A 4639-nucleotide genomic window follows, 5' to 3' on the forward strand; every position below is an offset into this window, starting at 1 on the left:
GCTACATGACACTTGAGAGCGTCTCAGGTTTAAGCGATAATCCCATCATCACGTTGCCTGCCATGGCAGCATGATCAATCCGGCTTAGCCGGAGGTCGCTGTGGCTATCCCAGCGAACCTACACCACGTTGTGGGGCACGATCCCCCGCATCGCCGATGCCACATCACATTACCAAAACGATGCGCACTGCCGCCGGCTAAATCGTTTGAAACGGGCAAAAGGTAGTCCGCCTGGTCCACACGGATCTCACCAAACCAGCAATAGCGCCAGTGCGCTTAACGGCCCAGATCCGAAATCGCCATAGCCCAGCGCCTGAGGCCCCGCGGGTCGTACATGTAAGACTTTCGTACGCCTACCGGCGCCCGAAACCCTTCGACCTAGCCGACTGTCGGCTTCATGGCATTCCGCCTAAGAAACCAGACATTTCTGCACAGCGGATGTCGTTTCTGGTAATCGTTCGTTGCCAGGCACGATTGCGCTCGGCAAAACACCGGCTGAACGATGATCACAGAAGCAGATACCTGTCGCAAACTGATAGTCCCCCGCCTGCAAGCAGCCGGTTGGGACAATGCGCCGTGCGCAATCCAGGAACAGCGCACATTCACTGACGGGCGTGTCATGTTCATCGGCGGCACTCCACGCCGCGGGCAGAAAAAGCGGGCCGATTATATCCTGCGCTACCGCCCAGACTATCCGATCGCAGTGATTGAGGCGAAGGCCGGTTATCGTTCAGCACAGGACGGTGTCCAGCAGGCGCGCGACTATGCCGAGGTGCTGGGTTTACGCTTTGCCTATTCGAGTAACGGGCATGAGATTATTGAGATCGACATGGTGGCCGGGACGGAAACCATCCGCGCCGAGTTCCCCACGCCCGATGAATTATGGGCGCGGTTGCGCGACCGGCTCGAGCTTCCCGAGCTTACGACGAGGGTTCGATTCCCTTCACCCGCTCCATACCGGAAATCAGCCATTTTCTGCTCCTTTTTGAAGATCTGAAGCGGCGGCCCCTGCGGTAGAAACGCGGTAAGCGCCAGGGCACAGGGCCTCGATCTCGTCGATAATGTGTTCCGTAGCCGACAGCGCGAGGCCGAAATTCTCGATCGCGGGGATTGCGTAGATGTCGCTGATGGTGGCCTTGCGGTGGCCCAGCATGAACTCGCCCTGCACCCAGTTCGCCTCCCCCAGTATACGTCTGGCAATCGTCGCAACGGATCTGCGAATCAGCTTCTCCCCGCTTTGCGCGCCCAGCGGCAACCCCAGATGCACGCGCATGGCATGCCAGCCATGGCGCACCGTCGTGATCGGGAGATAGTGATCACGGGCAAGCGCCTCTTCCAGCCAGGGAACGAACTGCCTCGCCACGGGAATGGCCGGACGGTGTTTCTTGGTCTGTTCGCGATCCGGTTCGTTGAGCATCAGGACTTGCGCTTCCCGCACCCACTGCCGCCCTACCCTCAAATCGAAGATCGCATCCGGCCGCGCCCATGTCGCCACGGCAGCGCGCAGATAGCGCAAAAGATTGACGCGGGTGCCGATCACCATGGCGCGCTCCTTCTCACTCCATTCGCGCCCCGGTGGCGGAGGCGGGTCGATGCAGAAGCGAAACATGCCGGCCATCGTCGCAATGTCGGAACGGTGCGTCGGAGACACCGCGACATCCTTCAGCGAACGCGCCTTGAACTGCGCCTGATGCCCCCGCAGCGCGTTGATCGCTGCGGCAAGCTGAAGCACACAGCCTTCGATGTTCCCCAGCGCATAGCCCTTGTCGCGCATGAAGGTCCGGAAACCGTTCACCCAGCGCTCGTCGATCATCGGAACGGTGACAGATGGATTGGTGCCTGCGATATAGCCGATGACATGCGCCAGCCGGGTCCTTGCGGATCTCTCGCCCGCCTTGCCGCTCGACTTCAGCAGGTAATCAGTGATCGCGATGGTGGCCAGCGGCGCCGCCTCGCCATCCATCAATCGCCCGCAACTCGAGCAGCAGTCGTGCCCATTGGCCTCCAGATAACGAAGATCTAGGGCCTTGCGGCCTTCCCCAACATCGCCTGTGCCCGCGCTAGCGCTTCGTTCGCGTTGGGCCTCAGCGTCGTACCAGATGATTTCAAGGTTGGTGCGCCCCTCGCGTCGGTAGAGGCTATAGGGGCCGCGCTGGTAGAGCGGCTTCGCGCGCTTTGTTCGTGCCATTTCTTCACCTGTTCGGTGGCCGCTGCCGCCAGCGCCTCATAGGCACCGCAGGCGACCAGTGCGCCAAGTTCCTCGGGCGAAAGCCGCCCACCGCGCCCGCGCTTGAGGAACTTCGATAGTTTGAGCTGAAGGGCGAGGAACCCGCCGGAATCGCCAAACGCCAAGGCTTCGGCGGTATCGATATCGCTATGAATTCCCATGCGTGTCCTCCGGCGTCACCATGTTGGCCTGCAGGAACTCTTCGAGGGCGTTTTCCGGCAAAAGCAGCAGGCCATCGAGCCTGACGTGACGCACCCGGCGCCGGACAATAAGGCGACGAATGCGCGCTTCAGGCCATCCCGAAGCCGCAGCCATCTCTTTGATCGTCAGCATTTGCATATGCGCAAATCCTCCGTAGATTGGGCGTATCGTCAGAGAGAAAGCGTTTCAATGACGATAGCATACGATTTATCATAATCGCGATATTTCGCAAGGGGGTTCACGTACGTGTCGATTGGTCAGCGGTTCTTCGAGATCCGGCGAATGCAGAAAGCGACGCAGATGCAGTTCGCGGGCCAGCTCGGCCTCTCGCAATCCGCCCTCGTCGCTTACGAACGCGGCGAACGAGACCCGCCCGCCGCCGCGATCGCGAAGCTATGCGAAGTGCACAAGGTGGACCCGACCTGGCTCCTATCGGGCACAGGCATCCCCTTCCGCGATTCGCTAGTCGAAATGATGGGCAAGGCACTAGTCCTGGCAAAGGACTTCGTCCTCAAATACGAAACTCGCCCGAGCCGGGAGAGCGAACTCAGGCTAGCCAAGCTCTACTTCCAATATCTGATCGAGAACGGTACGATCTCCAACGACATGGCCGATCTCCTGGCGCAGCGGAGGGTGGTAAATGAATGACAATGAACCGATGAGCGATGCGGAAGCGGGGCTGATGCGCTTTCATGAGGAGCGCTTCCTTGACCGTGCTGCGGCGCAGCGGACGATCGTGCGGCAGCATATTCATTTGCAGGCAACGCGGGCGTACTTGCGAACGATGATTGCTATATATGTTTCGCATTTGAGTTGGTTTAAGCCGCTGACACTCGGGGTGGTGCTGATTTCCGTATGGTCATGGCTGTTTGAACCATCGCACACGAGCATAACGTTCGAATGGGCGTTCGTCACAGTGGGGCTACCGGCGTTGCTTCTTGGAATACTCGGAGTTACAGAGGCTTATTTCGGGCGTTTGGTTTATCAAGGTGGTTCTCTGCGTATTGCCAAAAATTGGAGGTTCACGCTCAGCCCGACGTTCAAGCAGAAGTATCGCGAGATTTATCGCTTTATTCAAAGTCAGCGCCGGCTGGGGGTAATTGGTGAGCGCATTGAAGGGCTGCAGTTGCGCTTAGACAGCCGCACACCGTCGGCTTACAAGCGCGCCGGATAGGCACCTGAATGGGCCTTTATCCGTGGAAAAATGGGCGCTGAGTGTGGCCGGGCCATGGCGTAGCACTTTGCGGTTACTTCGGTACTTAACGCTACGATAACTTTGAAAATCACGCAGAATTCAGGGTATGGATTATGCTTAGGTCGAACTTGCAGCGGGGGTGAGCTTGAAGCAATTTATTCTCAAACGATTGCTTGGTCACGAAAGGTTTGGAAGGCGTGTTGGCGTCAAGATAGGCACTGATTGCCGGATTTTATCATCCAATTTCGGGACAGAGCCTTTCCTTATCGAGATTGGAAATCGGGTTACAGTCTCCAGCAACGTGACATTTTTGACACATGACGGAGCATCTTGGCTTGTCCGCGATGAAAAAGGTCGACGGTATATTTATCGTCCCCTCAAGATCGGCAGCGAATGCTTCATCGGGGCAAACTCCACGCTTATGCCAGGGGTCGAGATCGGGGATAAAGTCATCGTAGGTGCGGGGGCCATGGTTACCAAATCGGTTCCTTCCGGTTCCATTGTAGCTGGGGTTCCTGCTAGGATTATCGGATCCTATGAGGATTTTCACCGACGCACTCTTGCAATGCCATCCGAAGCGGACATCGCGCATATTGTTGATTTTCGCGGGCGCGTAATGAAGGCCTTGAACAAGAAATACCGTTCAATTCTTTCAAAATAAATTGCTTCTTCAAATCGCAGCATTAACTTCGATCCCGGCACCTAAATACGTCCCCAAATTTATTGCCTTCATGCCATCTGATGCAGACGCAGATAGTTTGTAATAAATTCGTGGTGCAGGTGTCAGTGCGTTCGTTCGCCTACCTCTGGCATGATGAACTGCTTTTAAGGGGCTTTGTTGCATAACTCCTGATAGGTTTGCTGCGGGCTTTATTTGAGATTACTACGCGACGCGGACAGTATTTGGTGTGCCGATTTGCGAGAAGCGATTGAGGATTGCAGCACGGACTTTGAGCTCGGTTATCTGACGCTCGAAGGTGCGGGCCATGACGCGCTGACCAAGCAGCTTGAAGCAG

The 4639-nt window shown here is 57.0% G+C and carries 7 protein-coding genes and 1 pseudogene; 4 read left to right on the forward strand and 4 right to left on the reverse strand.

Going from position 1 to position 4639, the window contains the following annotated elements:
- Nucleotides 1–502: 502 nt before the first annotated feature.
- Nucleotides 503–997, forward strand: coding sequence for a type I restriction endonuclease (locus tag SxD43FB_RS22990; protein WP_096064103.1), 495 nt, complete (start codon nucleotides 503–505; stop codon nucleotides 995–997).
- On the opposite strand, the gene SxD43FB_RS22995 is transcribed toward SxD43FB_RS22990, so the two are convergent.
- The 3 genes from SxD43FB_RS22995 to SxD43FB_RS23005 are packed head-to-tail and all read right to left on the reverse strand — an operon-like array spanning nucleotide 965 to nucleotide 2566.
- Nucleotides 965–1963, reverse strand: a complete 999-nt coding sequence (locus tag SxD43FB_RS22995) for a hypothetical protein (RefSeq protein ID WP_096064104.1) — start codon at nucleotides 1961–1963, stop codon at nucleotides 965–967. The two genes, SxD43FB_RS22990 and SxD43FB_RS22995, sit on opposite strands and share 33 nt — an antisense overlap.
- 56 nt (nucleotides 1964–2019) lie before the next feature.
- The gene (locus tag SxD43FB_RS23000) at nucleotides 2020–2388 is read right to left on the reverse strand and encodes a hypothetical protein (protein ID WP_096064105.1); all 369 of its coding nucleotides are present in this window, start codon (nucleotides 2386–2388) and stop codon (nucleotides 2020–2022) included.
- Nucleotides 2375–2566: a hypothetical protein gene (locus tag SxD43FB_RS23005; RefSeq protein WP_096064106.1), complete on the reverse strand. Its 192-nt coding sequence runs from the start codon at nucleotides 2564–2566 to the stop codon at nucleotides 2375–2377. Before SxD43FB_RS23005 ends, SxD43FB_RS23000 begins: the two co-directional genes overlap by 14 nt.
- Nucleotides 2567–2674: 108 nt before the next feature.
- On the opposite strand from SxD43FB_RS23005, the gene SxD43FB_RS23010 reads away from it, so the two are divergent.
- The 3 genes from SxD43FB_RS23010 to SxD43FB_RS23020 all read left to right on the forward strand — a co-directional run bounded on the left by SxD43FB_RS23010 (nucleotide 2675) and on the right by SxD43FB_RS23020 (nucleotide 4284).
- Nucleotides 2675–3076 carry a helix-turn-helix transcriptional regulator gene (locus SxD43FB_RS23010; RefSeq protein ID WP_096064107.1) on the forward strand — a complete coding sequence of 134 codons (402 nt, stop codon included), beginning with the start codon at nucleotides 2675–2677 and terminating at the stop codon, nucleotides 3074–3076.
- Nucleotides 3069–3602 (forward strand): hypothetical protein, encoded by a 534-nt coding sequence (locus SxD43FB_RS23015; RefSeq protein WP_096064108.1) that lies wholly within the window; start codon nucleotides 3069–3071, stop codon nucleotides 3600–3602. Before SxD43FB_RS23010 ends, SxD43FB_RS23015 begins: the two co-directional genes overlap by 8 nt.
- 166 nt (nucleotides 3603–3768) lie before the next feature.
- Nucleotides 3769–4284 (forward strand): acyltransferase, encoded by a 516-nt coding sequence (locus SxD43FB_RS23020; protein WP_176482906.1) that lies wholly within the window; start codon nucleotides 3769–3771, stop codon nucleotides 4282–4284.
- A gap of 222 nt (nucleotides 4285–4506) precedes the next feature.
- On the opposite strand, the pseudogene SxD43FB_RS23025 reads toward SxD43FB_RS23020, so the two are convergent.
- Nucleotides 4507–4639, reverse strand: a pseudogene (locus tag SxD43FB_RS23025) (IS5/IS1182 family transposase); the annotation flags it as partial.

It is taken from the genome of Sphingobium sp. D43FB (assembly GCF_002312805.1).
In the GTDB taxonomy this organism is placed as follows: Bacteria; Pseudomonadota; Alphaproteobacteria; order Sphingomonadales; family Sphingomonadaceae; genus Sphingobium.